The organism is Nocardioides sp. J54 (assembly GCF_000519005.1).
Classification (GTDB): domain Bacteria; phylum Actinomycetota; class Actinomycetes; order Propionibacteriales; family Nocardioidaceae; genus Nocardioides.
In genome coordinates this window covers 1-16,974 of record NZ_JAER01000046.1, presented here as the reverse complement: position 1 = coordinate 16,974, position 16,974 = coordinate 1, and the positions used below count along the sequence as shown (strand labels likewise).

Genomic DNA, 16,974 nt, shown 5'->3' with positions numbered 1-16,974 from the left:
GCCGTGGTGAGCCCCGACGTCACCGTCGTCCTGCTGGTCTCGACCGGCGCGGCGTGGGAGCCGCGTGCGCTCGCCGCGCTGCAGGAGCACCCGGCGACGGTGGTGCTCAAGCGCTGCGTCGACGTCGCCGACCTGCTCGCGACCGCCAGCACCGGCCAGGCCGACGTCGCGGTGCTGCCGGCCGACCTCGCCGGGCTCGACGCCGGCGTGGTCGACGAGCTCGGGCGCACCGGCGTCCGCGTGGTCGGGGTGACCACGGACCCGGCCGCGACCCGCCCGCTCGCGGCCCGGGTCGGGCTGGTGACCCTGCTCGACGCAGGCCGTGCAGCCGACGTGGCCGGCGTGGTGACCTCGCTGCCCGCCGACCCGACGGCCCCACCGGCCGCACCAGCCCTGCCCGACCCGACGCTGCCGGCGCCGCACGGGGGAGCCGCGGCCGACGGTGTGCCCGGCCGGGTGGTCGCGGTCTGGGGCCCGGCGGGCGCACCGGGCCGGACCACGGTCGCCAGCGCGCTCGCGGGCGAGCTGGCGCGGCGCGGCCTCGGCACGCTGCTGGTCGACGCCGACCCCTACGGCGGCGCGGTCGCGCAGCAGCTCGGCATCCTCGACGAGGTCTCCGGCCTGCTGGCCGCCGCCCGGCTCGTCGCGTCCGGCACCGTGGCGGAGCGGTTCCCCGGCGTGCAGCGCCGGCTGTCGGACCGGCTGCGGGTCGTCACCGGCCTGCCGCGCCCGGATCGCTGGGCCGAGGTGCGGCCGGGCACGCTGGCCGCGCTGCTCGAGCACGCCCGCCGCGACGGCCAGGTCGTCGTGGACACCGGCTTCAGCATCGAGGTCGACCCGGCGGCCGACCCGGCCCGCCCCGCGCGCAACGACCTCACCCGCGAGGCGCTCGAGGCGGCCGACGACGTGGTGCTCGTCGGCGGGGCCGACCCGGTGGGCCTGGCCCGCCTGGCGCGCGCCCTCACCGACCTGGACGACCTGCTCCCCGGCGTCGCGCCGCGGGTCGTGGTCAACCGGATGCGGCCGACCCTGGGCTGGCGCGAGTCCGACGTCGTGGACATGCTCGCCGGCTTCGGCGCCGGCAGCGGCGTGCACTTCCTGCCCGACGACCAGCCGGCCGTCGACCGGGCGCTCGTCTCCGGCCGGCTGCTCGTGGAGTCGGGTGACTCGTCGCTGTCCAGGGCGGTCGGCGCGCTCCTCGACGCGATGGCCGTCAGGCGCTGAACAGCAACATCAACCCGCCGGCGGTGAACGCCACCATGACCACCAGCAGCGAGAGCTGGCCGGTCACCTGGTCGCGCTTCGGCAACAGCGTGAGGGCCCGGTCGTGGGCGGCGACCGCCGCGACGACGTGGCCGACGACGACCGCGAGCACCTTGATCGTGGCCAGCACCTGCGGGTGGTAGGAGAACCAGTACGACGGCTCGACGGCCGCCGTGCCGAGGATGTCCCACCCCTTGCCGAAGGGGTCGCTGGCCCGGGCCAGGGTCTGCGTGCCGACGTCGACGAAGAGCGTCAGGTAGTGCGCCACGAAGTAGCCCAGGATGATCGGGATGATCGAGTGGGCGTAGAGCCGTGGCAGCTCCCGGCGCGCGAGGCCCTCGGCCGACGGCGTGAGCGCGCTGCCGAGCGCGAACAGGCCGCCCGCGAGGACGACGAACACGAGCAGCGCCACGTTGTCGAGGTAGACCTTGCCGATGCTGGCGTCCTGGTAGAAGCGCACCCAGAACGTCGACTCGCGGAAGGAGTCGAAGGCGGTGCTGCCGAAGAGCACGCCGACGACCGCGACCAGGCCCGGCTGCGGCGCGGTGGTCGACAGGTTCGCCAGCGGGCTGCGCAGCACCAGGCGGCCCTCCTCGTCGCGCGCCCACGGCGAGAGCTTCGCGATGAGCGAGGAGAACACCTCGAACGGGTCGCCGTGCTCGTAGAAGCGGTTGCCGAACACCGCTCCGCCGACGAGCATCGCCCCGACGTAGACGGCGCACCAGAAGCGCACCGACCCGAGCTCGGTGGGGTACTCGTAGGCGAGCTCGAACCACACGAACGCGTAGAGCCCGACCGCGGCCGGCCAGTAGCCGAGCCGCTCGGGCCAGGGCAGCAGCCCGGCGTCGGGGTCGCTCCCGGCCAGCCGCGCGATCCCGGCGTTGAGGGTGCGGACCGGGCTGATCGCCCTCCACACCGGTCCGAGCAGCGCGGAGGCGAAGACGAGGCCGACCCACCACCAGACGAAGAAGATCCCGAAGAACGGGTTGGTCAGCGCGTCCTGGCCGGCCACGGCCACCGCGACGGTGTACGCCGCCAGGACCAGCCCGAGCACGCGCGCACCCACCCGGAAGGCGCTCGACGACACGAGGCGGTCGAGCCACGACCACACCGCCCGGCCGGTGACCGGCTTGCCGTCGTAGCGCGGCTGGCGCCAGGCGACGACCAGCACCGTGAACGACACCACCAGCGCCGCGACCGCACCGGAGACGGCCAGCTCCAGCGAGATCGGCAGGTCGGCCTGCCCGCCGATCCCGTGGGCCAGGACGGTGCCGCCGGTGCCGCCGGTGCCGCCGGTGCCGCCGGTCAACGGACCTCGAGCTGGACGATGATCTGGCCCAGCTCGTGCGACTCGACGGCGACCACGCCCGGCCGGTCGATGGCGATGCCCAGCGTGGTCGTGCCGGCGTCGTACTCCAGCTGCTGCTCGGGGTCGGAGTGCAGGTGCAGCTCGCCGGGCTCGTCGGCGGTCACGACCAGGTCGACCGGCTGGCCGGCACCGACCTCGACGCGCTCGCCGCTCGGGTCCACCTTGCCGCCCTCGATGGTGATGTCGATCGTCACCACCTCGTCGGACCCGCTCTTCTCGTCGTCACCGCAGGCGGTGACCGTTCCCAGCAGGGCGACGCCGCAGAGCACGGCGCCGACAGCGCGCAGCCGCATCTGTCCTCCTCGTCGGGGAGCCGACACACGACGGACCACTCAGGTCCGGCTCCCGGGTCTCTGCCAGAATCTCATGCAGACCCCAAGGCGGCCGGATGGGGCCGGTCGCCCGAGGTTCCCCGGGGGTCGCCGACAGGTTGGAGGACGACGTGGTGGATCGGGTGCGTCCGCGCGACCTGACGTTCCTGGCGGAGGAGACGCCGGAGACGCCTCTCCACAACGCCACGATCGAGATCTTCGACCCGGGCGAGGGGGAGGGGGCGTTCGACCACGCCCGGCTGATCGAGCTGATCCGTGACCGGATCGCGTTCGTGCCGCGCTACCGCCAGCGGCTGCAGTCGGTGCCCGGCCACCTCGCCAACCCGGTGTGGGTCGACGACGAGAACTTCGACATCGGCTTCCACGTGCGCCGCTCGGCGCTGCCGCGCCCCGGTACGTCGGCGCAGCTGCTCGAGCTCGTGTCGCGGATCGTCTCGCGCCCGCTCGACCGCAGCCGGCCGCTGTGGGAGATCTACTTCGTGGAGGGCCTCGAGGGCGGCCGGGTCGCGCTGCTGTCCAAGACCCACCAGGCGCTCGTCGACGGTGTGCACACCGTCGACCTCGGCCAGCTGCTGCTCGACCTCCAGCCCGAGTCCCGTGAGCTCGAGCCCGACGACTGGGCGCCGCGGCGCTCGCCCAACCCCGCCACGCTGCTCAGCGGCGCCGTCCGCGAGAACCTCACCGACCCCGGCGTCCTGCTGGACTCGGTGCGCACCGGCTCGCGCGCCTTGGCCCGCGAGGCCGACCGGCGCAGCGAGCGGGTCCGCTCCTTCGTCGCCGCCGCGACCGGCCGGCGACCCAAGCGCCAGCGGGGCGTGATCAACGGCCCGCTGTCGCAGCAGCGCCGAGTGGTGACGGTCGAGACGAAGCTCGCCGACTACCGCACCGTGCGCCAGGCCCACGGCGGCACCGTCAACGACGTCATCCTCGCCACGGTCACCGGCGCGCTGCGGGCGTGGCTGATGACCCGCTCGGAGTCGATGGGCGGGCTGCGCCAGGTCCGCGCCGTCGTGCCGGTCTCGGTGATCGACGAGGAGCTCGAGGCCACCTCGCTGGGCAGCCAGATCGCTGCCCACTTCGTCGACCTGCCGATCGGGGAGGCGAGCCCGGTGGTGCGCCTGCACCAGGTGTCCTACTCCTTCCAGGCGCACAAGGACACCGGTCGCAGCGTCGCCGCCAACCGGCTCGCCGGGATCGCCGGCTTCGCACCGACCACCTTCCACGCGATCGGGTCGCGGGTCGCCGCCACCGAGCTGCGCCGCGGCTACCAGCTCTCCGTCACCAACGTGCCCGGGCCGCAGGCGCCGCTGTACGCCGCCGGTGCGCGGATGCTGGCCAGCTTCCCGGTGCCGCCGCTGACGGCCGGGCACCCGCTGGCGATCGGCGTGACGTCGTACGACGGCGGCGTGTTCTACGGCATCACCGCGGACCGCGACTGGATCCCGGACGCCGAGCTGCTGGGCGCGTGCGTTCGCGAGGCCCTCGACGAGCTGCTGGACCTGTCCACGGCGTCGCGGGAGCGTGCGCCGCGGGGCCGGCGCGGCCCGCGCGCGAAGCCCAAGCCCCGCGACTGACCCGTTCCGTCGCGTGCGACGATGACGGGGTGATCCCGCAGCACCTCGGCGCCCTGCACCCGATCGAGCAGGTCGCCACCATCGTCCTGGCCTTCGGCCCGTTCGTCGTGCTCGGGATCGTGATCCTGCTCCGGCGCCGGGCGGAGCTCGCCGAGGAGCAGCAGGAGCAGCAAGAGGCCCGGTCCACCGACGGCGAACCGGGCCCCGACGAGGCTCGCTAGCGCGCCAGCCAGGCCTGGCCGGTGCGCTCCTCGGCCCTCAGCGCGGAGCCGAGCAGCTTGGCGATCAGGTCCTCGATCTTGCCCGCGACGAGCGGGATCTTGACCGTGATGTCGAGGGTGACGGTCTCGATGGTCCTGCCGTCCTTCTCCACGAGCACCGCGGTGCCCTTCATGTCCCCGGGCTTGCCCGGGATCGTGACGTGGATGTCGGCGTGCGAGGCGCTGGACCACGCCTCGGTCTGCACGATCGTGACGCTGTCGCCGACGATCTTCTTCGCGAAGCCGGGGACCTTGTCCGTCGGCTGGCTCATCTCGATCCGGACGGCCTTCTCGTTGGCGTCGCCCTCGATCGCCACCGTGTACGACGTGGCCCGCTGGTTGCGGCACACCTCCTGCCGGAACTCGGGGTCCGACAGCATCGCGGCCACCTCGATCAGCGGCGCGTCGTACGTCATCTCGTGCACCAGTCGCTTTGCCATGCTCAGCGTTCTCCCCTCAGCCAGGCGGTGCCCACGGCGTGCTCCGCGGACAGGCCCTCGTCGATGTTGTCGGCCATGACCTTCTCCAGCTTCCCGCCGACCAGCGGGACCTTGACGGTCACCTCGAGCTCCTGCACGTAGGTCGTGCCGCCACTGCCGGGGACGAGCGAGGCCGTGCCGCTGGCTGTGGTCGGCTTGCCCGGGGCGGTGATCTCGATGGTGCCGGACGTGGCGTCGGACCACTCCTCGCGCACCACGGCGCGGGTGGTGTCCCCGGTGATCTTGCGGGCGATCGCCGGCAGGCCGGCGGTGTCCTGGACCTGGTCGCTGACCATCGTGAAGCCGGACGCGGTCGGGGTGATCGTCACGTCGACGGACACCACTCCCTGCGCCCGGGCCACCTTCTCGCGGAACGCGGGGTCGGCCAGCATGGCGAACACCTCGTCCGGCCCCGCCTCGTAGGCGAGCTCGCTTCGGAACTTCATGGCCGCCATCATGGCCCACCCGTCCCCGGCGCCGATGGTGACCGGCCGGTAACGGCGGCATGTTGTCGAGGTCACTCGTTCGGCCTACGTTGAGAGGGTGTCAACGACGACGCTGCCGGCCTCGGCGACGGGGCCCGACCGTGACCGCATCTTCGAGCAGGCCGCCGCCGCGGCCGGACCACAGAAGGGATCCGGCGGACCACCGCGTGACGACCTGCCGCAGCTGCTGCCGGCCTTCTACCGCCACGTCGCGACGGAGGAGCTCGCCGCCCGCAGCGACATCGACGTCTACGGCGCGTTCGCCTCGCACCACCACCTCGCGCTCGAGCGCGAGCCGGGGACCGCGAAGGTGCGGGTGTTCACCCCGACCGTCGCCGAGCACGGCTGGTCCGCGGCCGGGCACTCCGTGGTGGAGGTCGTCACCGACGACATGCCCTTCCTCGTCGACTCGCTGACGATGCTGCTGGCGCGGATGGTCCACGACGTCCGCACCGTCGTCCACCCGACCTTCGACGTGCGCCGCGACGACACCGGGCACCTGCTGTCGGTGGAGCCGGTCGCGTCCGGCTCGGTGACGCCGTCCGAGGACGCGGTGCGCGAGTCCTGGATGCACATCGAGATCGGCCGCCTCGGCGGCAGCAGCGACGACCCGGACGAGCAGTACGACGAGGTCGCGGCCGCCTGCCACCGGGTGCTCTCCGACATCCGCGCCGCCGTCGAGGACTGGTCGGCGATGCAGGCCCGGGTCACCGACATCGTCGAGGGCCTCGGCTCCGAGCCGCCACCGCTCGACGCGGAGGAGGTGCGTCGTACCCGCGAGCTGCTGGGGTGGCTCGCCGACGAGCACTTCACCTTCCTCGGCTACCGCGAGTACGTGCTCGACCAGGTCGAGCTGGCGGACTCCGAGGGGCCCGAGGACGTGCTGCGGCCGGTGCCCGGCTCCGGGCTCGGCATCCTGCGCGAGACGGCCGTCGACGGCGACACCTCCGTCGCATTCAGCCGGCTGCCGGAGGCGGTCAAGGCCAAGGCGCGGGAGAAGACGCTGCTGGTGATGGCCAAGGCCAACTCCCGCTCGACGGTGCACCGGCCGGCGTACCTCGACTACGTCAGCGTGAAGACCTTCGACGACGCCGGTGAGGTCGTCGGCGAGCGTCGCTTCCTGGGGCTGCTGTCCAGCGCGGCCTACACCGAGTCGCTGCTGCAGATCCCGCTGCTGCGCGAGAAGGTCGCCGAGGTGCTCGAGCGCAGCGGCCACGACGCGCGCAGCCACGACGGCGCCGCCCTGCTCGACACCCTCGAGACCTACCCGCGCGACGAGCTCTTCCACACCCCGGTCGAGGAGCTGTCGCCGATCGTCGAGGCCGCGATGCAGGCGCGCGAGCGCCGGGCGGTCCGGTTGTTCATCCGCCGCGACACCTACGCCCGCTACCTGTCGGTGCTCGTCTACCTGCCGCGCGACCGTTACAACACCGGCGTCCGCCAGCGGTTCGTGAAGATCCTCGTCGACCAGATCGGCCGCGGCCGGATCGGCCCCGAGGACGTCGAGTTCAACGTGAGCATCAACGAGTCCACGACCGCGCGGGTGCACTTCGTCGTGCACCTGCCCAAGGGCGAGCTGGTGCCCGACGACATCGACAGCGCCGACCTCGAGCGGCGTCTCGTCGACGCCTCCCGCTCGTGGCAGGAGGACTTCCTGCAGGCCGTCATCGCGGAGTACGGCGAGGAGGTCGGTGCGCTGCTCGGTCGGCGCTACGTCGACGCGTTCCCCGAGGCCTACAAGGAGGACTTCAACCCCCGCGCCGCGGCGGTGGACCTCGGCCGGATCGAGGCGATCCAGGGCGAGTCGGGCATCGACCAGTCGCTCTACGCCGACCTGGACGCCGCGGACGGCGAGGCCCGGCTGAAGGTCTTCCGCGTCGGGGAGCCGCTGTCGCTGAGCGGCGTGCTGCCGATGCTGTCGTCGATGGGTGTCGAGGTCGTCGACGAGCGGCCCTACTCGCTGACCGGCCTGGACCGTCGTACCCACGTCTACGACTTCGGTCTGCGCTACCACGAGGCCATGCCCGACCACGCCCGCGAGCTCTTCTCCGACGCCCTGCGGGCGATGTGGGACGGGCGCACCGAGGTCGACGGGTTCAACCGGCTGGTGCTGCGCGCCCAGCTGACCTGGCGCCAGGCGATGGTGCTGCGCGCCTACGCGAGGTACATGCGGCAGGGCAACAGCCCGTTCGCCCTCGACTCGATCGAGCAGGCCCTGGTCGACAACGTCGAGCTGGCGCGGCTGCTCGTGCTGCTGTTCGAGACCCGCTTCGACCCGGGCGCCGACGACGGCCGCACCGAGCGCGAGGAAGGCCTGGTCAGCCAGATCAGCGCTGCCCTGGACGACGTGGCCAGCCTCGACCACGACCGGATCCTGCGCTCCTACCTGACCCACGTGCAGGCGACGTTGCGGACCAACTACTTCCAGGACGCCGACGGTGACCCGAAGGCCTACCTCGCGCTGAAGCTCGAGCCGTCGGCGATCCCGGACCTGCCCGAGCCGCGGCCGAAGTTCGAGATCTTCGTCTACTCGCCGCGGGTCGAGGGCGTGCACCTGCGCTTCGGCTCCGTCGCGCGCGGCGGCCTGCGCTGGTCGGACCGGCGCGACGACTTCCGCACCGAGATCCTCGGCCTGGTCAAGGCGCAGATGGTCAAGAACACCGTGATCGTGCCGGTCGGTGCGAAGGGCGGGTTCTACGCCAAGCAGCTGCCCGACCCGAGCGACCGCGAGGCGTGGCTGGCCGAGGGCGTCGAGTGCTACAAGACGTTCATCCGGGGCCTGCTCGACGTCACCGACAACCTGGTCGACGGCAAGAACGTCCCGCCGACGAACGTCGTGCGCCACGACGCCGACGACTCCTACCTCGTCGTCGCTGCCGACAAGGGCACCGCCAGCTTCTCCGACATCGCCAACGGCGTCGCGAAGGACTACGGCTTCTGGCTCGGTGACGCCTTCGCCAGCGGCGGCTCGGTCGGCTACGACCACAAGGCGATGGGCATCACCGCCCGCGGCGCGTGGGTGTCCGTGCGCCGCCACTTCCGTGAGATGGGCATCGACTGCCAGAACGAGGACATCACCGTCGTCGGCATCGGCGACATGTCCGGCGACGTCTTCGGCAACGGCATGCTCTGCTCGGAGCACATCCGGCTGGTGGCCGCGTTCGACCACCGCGACATCTTCATCGACCCGGAGCCCGACGCGGCGTCGTCGTACGCCGAGCGCAAGCGGCTCTTCGAGCTGCCGCGCTCGAGCTGGCAGGACTACGACACGTCGCTGATCTCGAAGGGCGGCGGCGTGTTCAGCCGCAGTGCGAAGTCGATCCCGATCAACGCCGAGATCCGTGGCGCCCTGGGCATCACCGGGCACGTCGAGCGGATGACCCCGGCCGAGCTGATGCGGGCGATCCTGCTCGCGCCGGTCGACCTGCTCTGGAACGGCGGGATCGGCACCTACGTCAAGGCGTCGACCGAGACCAACGCCGACGCCGGCGACAAGGCCAACGACGCCATCCGCGTCGACGGCGGCCAGCTGCGCGCCCGCTGCGTGGGCGAGGGCGGCAACCTCGGCTTCACACAGCGCGGCCGGATCGAGTACGCCGCCGAGGGCGGCCGGATCAACACCGACTTCATCGACAACTCCGCCGGCGTGGACACCTCCGACCACGAGGTGAACCTCAAGATCCTCCTCGACCGGGTCGTGCTCGCCGGCGACCTGACCACCAAGCAGCGCAACGAGCTGCTGGCGTCGATGACCGACGAGGTGGCCGAGCTGGTGCTGCGCGACAACTACGAGCAGAACCTCGCCCTGGCCAACGCCGCCAGGAACGCCCCGTCGCTGCTGCACGTGCACGAGCAGTGGATGCGCGACCTCGAGTCCCGCGGCCTGCTCGACCGCGAGCTGGAGGCACTGCCGCCGACCCGCGAGGTGAAGCGGCGGATCGAGGCGGGCGGGGCGCTGACCCAGCCGGAGCTGTCGGTGCTGATGGCCTACACGAAGATCGTGCTCGCCGAGGAGCTGCTGGCCTCCGACCTGCCCGAGGACCCGTACCTCGACCTCGACCTGCGCTCGTACTTCCCCGAGCCGGTCCGCGAGGGCTTCCCGGAGCAGATCGGCGCGCACCCGCTGCGTCGGGAGATCATCGTGACCCAGGTCGTCAACGACCTCGTCAACGGAGCCGGCATGACCTACTGGCCGCGGCTGGCGGGGGAGACCGGCGCGAGCCCGGCCGAGCTCACCCGCGCCAACTTCGTGGCGCGCGAGATCTACGGCTCGCTGGAGCTGCGGCGCGAGCTGGAGCAGTACGACAACGTCCTCGACGCCGGCCTGCAGACCCGGATGCGCGTGGAGATGCGCACCCTCGTCGAGCGTGCCTCGCGCTGGCTGGTGACCAACCGGCGGCCCCCGCTGGACAGCCAGGCCAACGTGGAGTTCTTTGCGGGCCGGGTGCAGGAGACGATGCTCGAGCTCCCGTCGCTGCTGACCGGCGCCGAGCTGTCGTCGTACGAGAAGCGCCGCTCGTCGCTGGAGTCGCAGTCGGTGCCCGAGGACCTCGCGGCCCGGGTGGCGGCGTTCGACGTGGCCTACACGCTGCTCAACATCGTCGAGATCGCCGACCGCACCGACCTGGCGCCTGCCGAGGTCGCCCGCGTGCACTTCACGCTGGGGGAGCGGCTCGGGGTGTCCGCGCTGCAGCAGCGGATCGTCGAGCTCCCGCGGGCCGACCAGTGGCAGACGATGGCGCGTGCGGCGTTGCGCGACGACCTGCATGCCGTGCACGCGCAGCTCACCGGCGAGGTGCTCACCGCGACCGCCGAGCTGTCGCCGGAGTCGGACGAGGACCCGCAGGACTTCGCCTCCCGCCGCGTGGCGAGCTGGGAGGGCAACGCCGGCGGCGTCGTCGACCAGGCGATCGGCGCCCTGCGCGCGGTGTGCGCCGACGAGCCGGCGGACCTCGCGAAGGTGTCGGTCGGGCTGCGGGTGGTGCGCGGACTGCTCGCCTGAAACGGATTTGAGAGGCCTCTCCCCACCTTCTAGGGTCGTGTCGATGCCAGCCATTGACGTGAACGACCTGACCAAGAGGTACGGCGACCTCACCGCGGTCGACAGCGTGAGCCTGCAGGTGTCCGAGGGCGAGTTCGTCGGCGTGCTCGGGCCGAACGGGGCAGGCAAGACCACGCTGCTCGAGATGGTGGAGGGCCTGCGCAAGCCCGACGGCGGGGAGGTGCGGGTGCTCGGCGAGCCGGTCTGGCCGCGCAACCCGCGCCTGCAGCCGCGCATCGGCGTGCAGCTGCAGGCGTCGTCCTTCTTCGAACGGCTCACCGCGCGCGAGCAGATCCACACCTTCGCCAGCCTGTACGGCGTCGGGGCGGGCCCGGCCGACGAGTGGCTCGAGCGGGTGGGGCTCACGGACAAGGCCGCCACCCGGGTCGAGGACCTCTCCGGTGGGCAGGCGCAGCGGCTCTCGATCGCGTGTGCCCTGGTCCACGACCCCGAGCTGGTCTTCCTCGACGAGCCGACCTCCGCGCTGGACCCGCAGGCCCGGCGCAACCTGTGGGACCTGCTGTCGTCGATCAACGACAGCGGCCGCACCGTCGTGCTGACGACGCACTACATGGACGAGGCCGAGGTGCTGTGCGACCGGGTCGCGGTCATGGACCACGGCCGGATCCTGCAGTTCGACACCCCGGCCGCGCTGGTCCGCGGCCTCGACGCGCCGGCCCGGATCACGGTCGCGCCCGGCGTCCTGACCGCCGCCGAGGCTGCCGCGATCCCCGGCGTCCAGGAGACCCACGAGGACGTCGACGGCGTGGTGCTGGTGACCCGCGACCCGGCCGGGGTCATCAGCGCACTCGCGGCGGGTGACCACCTCGACGGGGTGACGGTGCAGACCGGCACCCTGGAGGACGTCTTCCTGGCCCTGACCGGGCGGGAGTACCGCGCATGAGGTCGACACCGTTCTGGGCGCTGTCGGAGGCGATGCTGCGCGGCTTCCTCCGCGACCGCGCGTCGGTCTTCTTCGCCATCATCTTCCCGCTGATGTTCCTCGTCCTGTTCGGCGGCATCCTCGGCAGCCAGGACCAGCCGAAGGTCGACCTGATCAAGGTCGGCTCCGTGCCGCTGGTCGACGAGCTGCCGGAGGAGGCCCGCGCCGCGTTCGACGAGGCCTTCGAGGTGTCCGAGGAGGACGACCTCGACGCCGCGCTCACCGAGGTCCGCAAGGGCGACGCCGACGTGGCCATCGAGCAGCGCGGCGACGAGCTGGTCGCGCACTACACGCAGACCGACCAGGTGAAGGCCGCCGTCACCCAGGGCACGCTGCGGGCCTTCGTGGACGGGGCCAACGTCGCAGCGACGGGCAACCCGCCGGCGTACTCCTTCAGCGCGGAGCGGGTCGAGGACGAGTCGCTCTCGGTGATCCAGTACGTCACGCCCGGCCTCCTCGGCTGGGCGATCGCGATGAGCGCCGCCTTCGGTGCCGCCGCGACCCTGCAGGGCTGGCGGCAGTCGAAGCTGCTGCGCCGCCTGCAGCTCGCGCCGGTCAGCACCGGCACCATCGTGACCGCGCGGGTCGCGGTGACCCTGGCGATCTCGATGGTGCAGCTCGCGGTCTTCCTCGGCCTCGGCGCCGCGGCGTTCGACCTGCAGCTCACCGGGTCGTGGTGGATGTCGATCCCGATCGTGGTGGTCGGCACCCTGTGCTTCATGGCGGTCGGCCTGCTCGCCGGCGCCCTGGCGAAGACCACCGAGGGTGCGGTCAACCTGGCGAACTTCCTGGTCCTGCCGATGGCCTTCCTCAGCGGGTCGTTCTTCCCGCTCGACGGCACCCCCACCTGGCTGCAGCGCCTGTCGGACCTGATGCCGCTCAAGCACTTCAACACGGGCATGCTCGACGTGATGGTGCGGGGTGAGGGGCCGGCCGCGGCCGCCGTACCGCTGCTCATCCTGGCCGGCTTCGCGGTCGTCGTGGGGCTGCTGGCGGCGCGACTCTTCCGATGGGACTCCGCCTAGCCGCTCCAGCCACTAGCGTGGGCGTCCGACGAACGTCCGGGAGGAGACCCCATGCTCGACCACACCGTGCTCGCGGCGTCGCCGGGGACGGGAGCGGTCCTCGACTTCGCCGTCGTGCTGGCCCTGCTCGCGCTGATCATCGTGGTTGCCCGGGCCGCCGGCATGCTGGTCGCGAAGGTCGGCGTACCGCCGGTCGTGGGCGAGATCGCCGCCGGCGTGATGCTCGGCCCGAGCCTGCTCGGCATGGAGCTCAGCGGCGACCTGTTCCCGGTCGACCAGCGCTCCTTCCTCGAGGTCCTGGCCAGCCTGGGCCTGGTGCTGTTCATGTTCGTCGTCGGCCTCGAGCTCGACATCTCGCTGGTCAAGGGCCGCGAGAAGGTCGCCGGCGCGGTGTCGGTCAGCTCGATCTTCCTGCCGTTCACGCTCGGCATCGGCCTGGCGTACCTGTTCATCAACACCGACGCCACGGAGGCGCTCAAGCCCGCGGAGGCGGACTTCTGGCCGTTCGCGCTGTTCATGGGCGCCGCCATGTCCATCACCGCGTTCCCGGTGCTGGCGCGCATCCTCACCGACCGGCGGATGCAGCGCACCGAGACCGGTGGCCTCGCGCTCGCCTGCGCCGCCACCGACGACATCATCGCGTGGACCCTGCTCGCCGTGGTGCTCGCGATCGCCGGCGTCGACGGCGGCCACGGACACCTGCCGAGCTGGGCGATCTACCTCGCCGTCCCGTTCGTGCTGCTCGCGATCTTCGTGGTCCGCCCGGCCCTCGGCGGGCTGACGAAGGCCTACCACCGGGCCGGGGAGCTGACCCCGGCCATCCTCACCGTCGTCCTCGTCGGCATGCTGCTCTTCGCCGCGGCCACCGAGGTGATCGGCATCCACTACATCTTCGGCGCCTTCCTCTTCGGCGCGATCATCCCGCACGAGCAGGCCGCCGCCCTGCGCCACGAGATCCTGGTCCGGCTCGAGCAGATCTCCGTGCTCCTGCTGCTGCCCGTCTTCTTCCTCGTCTCCGGACTCAAGGTGAACATCCGCGGACTCGGGGTCGAGCACGTCCTGCCGCTGCTCGCGATCCTGGCCGTCGCGATCATCGGCAAGTACGTCGGCGCCTACGTCGGCGCGCGGCTGCAGAAGGTCCCGGCGTGGCAGGCCAGCGCCCTCGGCCTGCTGATGAACACCCGCGGCCTCACCGAGCTGATCATCCTCAACGTCGGCCTCGAGAAGGGGCTGCTCAGCGAGGAGCTGTTCACCATGATGGTGCTGATGGCCCTGGTCACCACCGTCATGACCGGCCCGCTCCTCGGCTTCGCCTACCCGCAGCGGCGGGTCGCCCGCGACATCGCCGAGGCCGAGCGCGCCGCCCTGGGGGAGGAGGCCGTCGACCGGATCCTCGTCCTCGCCCGCGACGGCCAGGACAACCGCCTGCTCGTCGACCTCGCCGTCGGCGCCCTCGGCGGCGCCCGGCCCGCCGAGATCGTGATCGCCGACCTCACCCCGCAGGGCCGGCCCCTCGAGGTCGGCACCGGCATGTCCCTCGACCTCGCCGAGATGGCCGCCGCCATGGAGCGCCAGCAGGTGCTCGTCCACTACGGCGAGGAGCGCGGCGTCCCCGTCCGGGTCATCGCCCACCCCAGCGCCGACGTCGAGCAGGACCTCGTCGAGCTCGTCGGCGTCCTCCAGCCCCAGGGTCTCGTCGCCTGGTCCGACGACCCGTCCCTCGACGCCGTCGCCGCCGCCAACGAGTCGCCCGTGGTCGTCGCCACCGCCGGCACCCCGCTGCCCGACGACGACGCCCCCGTCGTCGTCCACGCCACCAACGACACCGACGGCGACGCCGCCACCGTCCTCGGCGCCCGCCTCGCCCTCGCCCGCGGCACCACCCTCGAGGTCCGCGGCGACGGCCGCCGCGTCAACGCCGCCCGCGCCGCCCTCCAGGCCCGCGGCCTCCCCCTCACCGACACCCCCACCGACCCCGGCCCCCTCGCCGCCACCCCGATCGAGGTCACCGCCATGTTTGCCGCCTCCACCGGCATCCGGGTCCGCGCCGAGCTCGACGCCGCGCCCACGGACTTCAGCACCGTCTCCCTCGGCGAGCCCGCCCGCGCCTGACGGCGCGCGAGGGCGTCGCGTCTCTGGCGGCGGGGTTGGTCAGGCGACGTGGTTGGTGTCGCGTGGTTGGTGTCGGCGGCCGCGCACCGTAGCCGACCGGCCCCCGGCGTCAAGGACGTCGCTGCGCTCCGCCGCTGCGCGGTCGCTTCGCGATCCTTGACCCCGGGGCCCTGCCGGTCGGCTTTCCGGCGCGGTTGCCGGCACGGACTGCGTCCGCGCCGCCGGCGCGCGGCCGCCGTCCTCGGGACGTCATACAAATCGTGGGCTCCAGGCCACGGAACGTATGACGTCTTCGGGTCTGTCTCCCGGTGGTTGAGGTGTGACGAGCGCTAGCGAGCGAGGAGCCTCGAAACCTCCGGGCCTGCGAGGCGGGCTGTGGTGGGCACTGTCCGGTGCACCGTGGCCGGAGGTTTCGAGGCTCGGCGCTGGGGCGCCTCGCACCTCAACCAACGGGGTTTTCGACCCCCGGACATGGTGATGACCCCGCCGGGTGGCGGGGTGTGGGGCGGGGTCAAGGTCGTTCGGGTTCGGGGGAGTCGATCGGGTCGATCACGTCCGTTCCTGCCGGTGTGACGAGGAAGCGGGCACCGTTGGGGCTGGTCCAGAGGTAGTGGCTGGGTCGCAGGACGCGGTAGGTCCAGGTGCCGTGGGTCTTGGCGCGGTGGTGCCTGCGGCAGAGGGGGACGAGGTTGCAGGGGCAGGTGGGTCCGCCCTTGTTGTGCTCGATCGCGTGGTCGAGGTCGCAGCGTTGCGCGGGTGTGGTGCAGCTGGGGAACCTGCAGGTGTGGTCGCGCAGCTGCACGCGGATGCGGTGCCTGTCGGGGATCTCGTAGGAGTCCACCGGGACACAGTCGGCCAGGTCGATGACGGGTCGGACGATGATCGTGGAGCCGGGAAGTGACAGCCACTCCCTGATCTGGCTGGCGAGGACCGGTCCACGGGTTTCCTCGCAGCGTCCGACGGGGTTGTCGCCGGTCAGGGTGGTGTCGGTGATGTGCAGGTTGAGGACGCTGCGGCGGCCGGGGGACTTGGCGATGACCTCGCCGGTGTCGGGGTCACTCACGATGAGGTCGAGGGAGAGGTCCTGGCGGGCGAGCTCGCCGGCGGCCTTGGAGCGGCGGACGTCGAGGGAGTCGGTGTCGCCGAGCTGACCGAGGAGGTGGGCCCGGCGGGTGATGGTCTGATCGAGGTCGTGGCCGTCGGCTGCGTCCATCAACGCGTCGACGTAGACCAGGCCGCTGTCGGCACCCGTGATGGTGAAGCGACGTTGGTCGGCCCGCTTTTTGCGTTCTGCTTCGGCTCGTTCGGGGTCGAACCGCGTGATGGCTTCCTCAACGAGGCGGTCGATCTGTGCCCAGGTCACGGACTCCACGGCGATGGCGAGCTGGTGGTCCACCCACGCCGCAGCCCGTTGGGTCAGCGGGTGGGTGAGCTCAGCGATGCGCAGCGCCCGCCACGGAGCCAGGCGCCCGTCGAGGACCGCGGCGTAGAGCTCGGGCAGACGCCAGGCGCACTCGAGGATCTTCCCGACGTAGAGCCGACCACCATCGGGCGTGCGGCCCAGCACGGCGATCAGCTCCATCAACGCGAACTCCGACACCATCGGCGCGCCCGGTCCGGCGATCGGGATGCCGGTGTCGAGGAACCCGTCCCGCACGGTCGCTGCCTCGTCGGGCTGGTCGACGGTGTTGGCCTCGGCCCAGGCGACGATGTGCTGCCACTCGCGGATCTCGAGGTGGGCTCGGGCCTCGGCGTCGTCGGCGATCCACGACAGCAGCGATGCTGTCGAGACCTTCGACGAAAGGCTGGTTCCGAGCTCCATGACTGGATTCTTCCAGAGACCACCGACATTGATGCTGGTCCTCGCTGCTCCCTGTGGAGTAGTGAAAGGGGTCCCGATCGTCGTGCCTCAGCCTCCGACTGTCGCCCTGCTGGGTTGACCATCTTGTGGTCCGGCCGAGGGTCGGGATCCCCGCGCGCCGGCCGGGCGGACATGACCTCATAAGAGCCTGGCAAGTGCCTTATCAATGTCCTGTCTGCTCGCCCGACCGGCGTCGACCAACCCCATCGGTATCGACACGGAAGGCAGTT

12 protein-coding genes are annotated in these 16,974 nt (G+C 72.0%); 7 read left to right on the top strand and 5 right to left on the bottom strand.

Annotation, left to right across the window (positions count from 1 at the left end):
* Positions 1-6 precede the first annotated feature (6 nt).
* Positions 7-1,224: an AAA family ATPase gene (locus tag NOCJ54_RS0120170; protein WP_145725793.1), complete on the top strand. Its 1,218-nt coding sequence runs from the start codon at positions 7-9 to the stop codon at positions 1,222-1,224.
* Here the strand turns inward: NOCJ54_RS0120170 and NOCJ54_RS0120165 are convergent.
* Together NOCJ54_RS0120165 and NOCJ54_RS0120160 are read right to left on the bottom strand one after the other, a co-directional pair.
* Positions 1,214-2,572, bottom strand: coding sequence for a hypothetical protein (locus tag NOCJ54_RS0120165; RefSeq protein ID WP_198020284.1), 1,359 nt, complete (start codon positions 2,570-2,572; stop codon positions 1,214-1,216). The two genes, NOCJ54_RS0120170 and NOCJ54_RS0120165, sit on opposite strands and share 11 nt — an antisense overlap.
* Positions 2,569-2,925 carry a hypothetical protein gene (locus NOCJ54_RS0120160; RefSeq protein WP_028656924.1) on the bottom strand — a complete coding sequence of 119 codons (357 nt, stop codon included), beginning with the start codon at positions 2,923-2,925 and terminating at the stop codon, positions 2,569-2,571. Before NOCJ54_RS0120160 ends, NOCJ54_RS0120165 begins: the two co-directional genes overlap by 4 nt.
* Before the next feature lie 152 nt (positions 2,926-3,077).
* Between NOCJ54_RS0120160 and NOCJ54_RS0120155 the strand changes: the two genes are divergently transcribed.
* Together NOCJ54_RS0120155 and NOCJ54_RS0120150 are read left to right on the top strand one after the other, a co-directional pair.
* Positions 3,078-4,538 (top strand): WS/DGAT/MGAT family O-acyltransferase, encoded by a 1,461-nt coding sequence (locus tag NOCJ54_RS0120155; RefSeq protein WP_232221845.1) that lies wholly within the window; start codon positions 3,078-3,080, stop codon positions 4,536-4,538.
* 29 nt (positions 4,539-4,567) lie between these two features.
* On the top strand, positions 4,568-4,759 hold the full coding sequence (locus NOCJ54_RS0120150; protein ID WP_028656922.1) for a hypothetical protein: 192 nt from the start codon (positions 4,568-4,570) through the stop codon (positions 4,757-4,759).
* On the opposite strand, the gene NOCJ54_RS0120145 is transcribed toward NOCJ54_RS0120150, so the two are convergent.
* Positions 4,756-5,238, bottom strand: coding sequence for a DUF2505 domain-containing protein (locus NOCJ54_RS0120145; RefSeq protein WP_036518965.1), 483 nt, complete (start codon positions 5,236-5,238; stop codon positions 4,756-4,758). The genes NOCJ54_RS0120150 and NOCJ54_RS0120145 overlap by 4 nt on opposite strands.
* A gap of 2 nt (positions 5,239-5,240) precedes the next feature.
* On the bottom strand, positions 5,241-5,723 hold the full coding sequence (locus tag NOCJ54_RS28645) for a DUF2505 domain-containing protein (RefSeq protein ID WP_028656920.1): 483 nt from the start codon (positions 5,721-5,723) through the stop codon (positions 5,241-5,243).
* A gap of 97 nt (positions 5,724-5,820) precedes the next feature.
* On the opposite strand from NOCJ54_RS28645, the gene NOCJ54_RS0120135 reads away from it, so the two are divergent.
* The 4 genes from NOCJ54_RS0120135 to NOCJ54_RS27245 are packed head-to-tail and all read left to right on the top strand — an operon-like array spanning position 5,821 to position 14,883.
* Positions 5,821-10,764, top strand: a complete 4,944-nt coding sequence (locus NOCJ54_RS0120135) for an NAD-glutamate dehydrogenase (protein WP_051486185.1) — start codon at positions 5,821-5,823, stop codon at positions 10,762-10,764.
* Between the two features lie 43 nt (positions 10,765-10,807).
* A complete protein-coding gene (locus tag NOCJ54_RS0120130; RefSeq protein ID WP_051486197.1) occupies positions 10,808-11,707 on the top strand; it encodes an ABC transporter ATP-binding protein in 900 nt (299 codons plus the stop codon).
* On the top strand, positions 11,704-12,771 hold the full coding sequence (locus NOCJ54_RS0120125) for an ABC transporter permease (RefSeq protein WP_028656917.1): 1,068 nt from the start codon (positions 11,704-11,706) through the stop codon (positions 12,769-12,771). The genes NOCJ54_RS0120130 and NOCJ54_RS0120125 overlap by 4 nt, the downstream gene beginning before the upstream one ends.
* A 51-nt stretch (positions 12,772-12,822) precedes the next feature.
* Entirely contained in the window at positions 12,823-14,883 is a 2,061-nt protein-coding gene (locus tag NOCJ54_RS27245; RefSeq protein WP_051486182.1) for a cation:proton antiporter, read from the top strand.
* A 511-nt stretch (positions 14,884-15,394) separates the two neighbouring features.
* On the opposite strand, the gene NOCJ54_RS0120115 is transcribed toward NOCJ54_RS27245, so the two are convergent.
* Positions 15,395-16,705 (bottom strand): HNH endonuclease signature motif containing protein, encoded by a 1,311-nt coding sequence (locus NOCJ54_RS0120115; protein WP_028656916.1) that lies wholly within the window; start codon positions 16,703-16,705, stop codon positions 15,395-15,397.
* Between the last annotated feature and the right edge of the window lie 269 nt (positions 16,706-16,974).

Coding starts and splice junctions, on each gene's coding strand:
- NOCJ54_RS0120160 (WP_028656924.1), bottom strand. CDS start 2,925: ATGCGGCTGCGCGCTGTCGGCGCCGTGCTCTGCGGCGTCGCCCTGCTG.
- NOCJ54_RS0120145 (WP_036518965.1), bottom strand. CDS start 5,238: ATGGCAAAGCGACTGGTGCACGAGATGACGTACGACGCGCCGCTGATC.
- NOCJ54_RS28645 (WP_028656920.1), bottom strand. CDS start 5,723: ATGAAGTTCCGAAGCGAGCTCGCCTACGAGGCGGGGCCGGACGAGGTG.
- NOCJ54_RS0120130 (WP_051486197.1), top strand. CDS start 10,808: ATGCCAGCCATTGACGTGAACGACCTGACCAAGAGGTACGGCGACCTC.
- NOCJ54_RS0120125 (WP_028656917.1), top strand. CDS start 11,704: ATGAGGTCGACACCGTTCTGGGCGCTGTCGGAGGCGATGCTGCGCGGC.
- NOCJ54_RS27245 (WP_051486182.1), top strand. CDS start 12,823: ATGCTCGACCACACCGTGCTCGCGGCGTCGCCGGGGACGGGAGCGGTC.
- NOCJ54_RS0120115 (WP_028656916.1), bottom strand. CDS start 16,705: ATGGAGCTCGGAACCAGCCTTTCGTCGAAGGTCTCGACAGCATCGCTG.